The sequence below is a fragment of the Robiginitalea sp. genome (assembly GCF_049588695.1).
In the GTDB taxonomy this organism is placed as follows: domain Bacteria; phylum Bacteroidota; class Bacteroidia; order Flavobacteriales; family Flavobacteriaceae; genus Robiginitalea.
The window spans coordinates 1-3,539 of record NZ_JBAVZJ010000394.1; the positions used below are offsets into that span (position 1 = coordinate 1).

General features: G+C 48.2%; 3 protein-coding genes. All 3 read left to right on the forward strand.

Annotated elements, in window-relative coordinates; all coding sequences use genetic code 11:
- Nucleotides 1-918 (forward strand): glycosyltransferase family 2 protein (locus WBV75_RS09280; protein ID WP_424120345.1); only part of this gene is annotated, 918 nt, incomplete at its 5' end.
- A 4-nt stretch (nt 919-922) separates the two neighbouring features.
- Nucleotides 923-2,212 carry a hypothetical protein gene (locus WBV75_RS09285; protein WP_424120346.1) on the forward strand — a complete coding sequence of 430 codons (1,290 nt, stop codon included), beginning with the start codon at nt 923-925 and terminating at the stop codon, nt 2,210-2,212.
- Nucleotides 2,213-2,233: 21 nt separating this feature from the next.
- Nucleotides 2,234-3,445 (forward strand): YaiO family outer membrane beta-barrel protein, encoded by a 1,212-nt coding sequence (locus tag WBV75_RS09290; RefSeq protein WP_424120347.1) that lies wholly within the window; start codon nt 2,234-2,236, stop codon nt 3,443-3,445.
- The last annotated feature ends 94 nt before the right edge of the window (nt 3,446-3,539 follow it).

Sequence of the window (3,539 nt, forward strand, 5' to 3'; positions counted from 1 at the left end):
GGATGTATTGATGCGGATTGTCTGCTGCATCCCGACGCCCTGCTGCATGTGGTTCGGGCGTTTTACCAAAGGTCCCGAAAAAAAGTTATCGCTGTAGGAGGTGTCTTGAGGGTGGCGAATTCCTGTAAAATCGATGAGGGTAAAATGGAAGAAGTGCGCCTCCCAAAAAGTTGGCTGGCCCGGTTTCAGCTTTTGGAATATACCCGTTCTTTTCTCCTCGGCAGAATGGGATGGGGACGCCTGGATAGCTTGTTGATTATCTCAGGTGCCTTCGGTTTCTTTGATCGACAGGTGGCTATAGATGTGGGCGGATTTGATACCGGCACGGTAGGAGAGGATATGGAAATTGTCTTTCGTATGCGCCGGCATATGCACGAAAAAGGGTTGCCTTATACCATTGAATACCTGCCTGATCCACTCTGCTGGACAGTAGTTCCGGAAAATCTTAAAACATTCGTGAATCAGCGCGACCGGTGGTCTCGGGGTACTTTGGAAACCCTTCGGAGGCATCGGGATATGTTATTCAACCCCCGTTTTGGAAGACTGGGAATGTTGAGTTACCCCTATTGGTTTTTTTACGAGTGGTTGTCCCCATTACTGGAGTTTTTTGGCTTTCTGACCGTATTGCTCTTTTGGGGCCTGGGTATTCTTTACTTTGAGTTTTTCCTGGCCATTACCCTGACCGTTTACTCCTTTGCCGTAGTGTTTTCACTTTATGCCATTTTATGGGAGGTCTGGTCATATAATCAGTACCAGCGCACCAGGGACATTTTTATCCTGATCGGCTGCGCTTTTCTTGAACCGATTCTATTTCAACCTATCGTGGTCTGGTCTTCGGTCCTGGGGAATTACAAAAAATTATTCAGAGTTCGTGCGGGATGGGGTACCCAGGTCCGCAAGGGATTTGCCAAAGCATAAAACAATGGAACAGGACCTACATCAGCAAATAAGAGCCTCGCGGAAAGGGATGGGAGATTATACCCGCCTTATCCTGGCGTTTTACGCCTGCCTGCTTTTACTCGGGGTATACCAGCAGTATCGCCTGTATGCTGAAGGGGTGCTGGACTCCTTTGCCTCGCGCAACCTGATTATACTTTCAGCACATCACCTCGGCTTCACGGCCCTGTTGTCGCTTTTCCTGTATTTTGCATTTAACGCCCTGGAAGCCCTTAAGCCCCGATATGGCCTTTATTTTTCCGGGATAATCCTCTCGGGCCTGCTCTTTTTGGAGAGTGGCCTGACTGCTTACTTTTTATCGCATTACGAAATGCCGGTGCCTGGCTTAAAGGTCTTTATAGCAGTTTTTAGTACCTCTTGGCCTGATTTACAGACGGTTTTGCTGTTATTTTCTTTAACAGGTTTAGGTTTTTACGGTCTGTATAAAGGGAGCGCGCCGATGCAACAATGGATGGGTCGGGTATATCCTTTTACCCTGGCAATATTTTCGCTATTTCTGGCTACTATGCTCGAGAGGGCTCAACCCCTTTCTGAAAACAAGACCAAATACTTCTTCGGGGAGTGGTTTGAAAATATGCTGGATGTGAAAGACCCGGAAGATTTGTATGCAGATACAAGTATGGAACTCGACCCCCTTGTAGATATCTATAGACAGGAAACAGAGCGAATCAGCGGTGTGGAACAAACTCCGGGATCACCCTTTCAATTACCGGTACAAAGCCATGGGACTTCTTGGAACGCTTCTTTTATGACCGATCAGACTGCACAGCCCTATAAGGTTCAATTCACATACACCAAACCCGAAAGAAAAGAATGGCTTCAGATTCAAAGTGCAATACCCGGAGCCGATTTGGATAAGGCTTTTGCCTATGCCCGGGAATTGGCGCACAAAGGAGAACGGGAGCAGGCTAAGGAACTTTGCCGGTATATTTTGTCAGAGGTTCCGGAATATGTGGATGCGGAGGTACTGCTGGGTCGTATTCTCGCCTGGGATGGTGCTTATATACAAGCTGAAAGTGTTTTGCAAAGAGCTATTGCCAAGCATCCCCATTACAGCGATGCCTATGCGGCATTGCTCGACACTTATTTCTGGGCTGGGGATCCGGACCGCAGTAAGTCGCTGGCCCCTCTTATCGAAAGGAATATAAGGGATCGCAAAATACTCGATGAAAAACTGCATCGGGCAGCCTCAACAGCGCTTCAGTTACTTCCAAAAGACGATGAGGTCAAAATTGACAATCCTGAGGGGTCCTGAGTCCCATTGAAAAACAAACCGATGAAAAACAAACGATTGAATCTGGTCATTTTTGTAGTCTTTCTGGTCTGCTTTCCCCTTACGGGAATATTTGGGCAAGAGGCTGAGAATCCTGAAGCCGAATTTCTTAAAGCCCGGAAATTCGCCTTTGAGGGGAACTCCCGTGAGGCGCGTCAACTGCTGACCGAAATTCTTGAAGAGTACCCCAGGTATTCAGACGCTCAGACGCTTTTGGCCAACACGTACCGTTGGGAGGGAGATTTTTCCAGGGCCCGAAGGCACCTGAACAGGGTGACGTCCAGAGATCGGGTCAATGAAGATGCCTGGGTATCGGCAATATACAATGAACGGCAGGCTGGAAACAGGTCAATTGCACTGGGGCTGGCCAATAAGGCACTCAACTTCCTTGGGGAGAATGCCGCCGTGAGTAAACTCAGGGCTGAAATTTTGGGCACCTTCGAAGCAGATGAAACCGGGGGGGGGGAAGAGCCCGCTGTCTCTTACAACAATCGGATTTCAATTTCGAACCGCCTGGAAGCCTTTGACCAATATTACGATCCCATGTTGTATACCAGCCTGGAATATCAACGAAGGACGAAATACGGCAAGATTATCCCCAGGTTGAATTACAGCAATCGCTTTGGGGAGGACGCTTTCCAGTACGACCTGGATCTATATCCTACGATATCGAATACCTTTTACGCCTATGCGAACTATGGGTATTCAGACTCGGAGTTGTACCCCAACCACAAAGGGGCCCTGGAACTTTATGCCAACCTCCCAAAGGCTATGGAGACCTCTCTTGGAGCCCGATATCTGGATTTCAGGACGGTCCAGGCCACACTGCTTACCGCTTCGGTGGGATTGTACAGGGGAAATTACTACATGAATATCAGGCCCTATCTGAGTATAGTAGGAGGGCGGGGGCCTGTAGGTTCCGGAAGTATGACGGTGAGAAAATACCTGACCAACAATTTCAACTATCTCGGCCTTACAGCCTCATTCGGATATAGTCCGGAGCTCAGGCAACTCTTCAATGGCGGGGTGTTGCAGGCTGAATCTGTATTATTTCTCGAATCCCAGCAATTGTTTTTTGAATATCAGTTCGGGCCTGGGAAAGGACGCCATTTGTATCTCGCCCAGTTCGGGGTAGGACGGCAGGAGTACCTCCTGGAATCCGGATCTTTCTTTTGGGTAGTCAGTGGTGGATTGACATATAAGCTGCAGATTTAAGAAAAGAGATAACTGCATGCTTTCGCCACAAAAAACAAATGATTCACCACAAATTCCTGCCATTCGTCGGGAAAAAGAGGGCAATGTATACGAG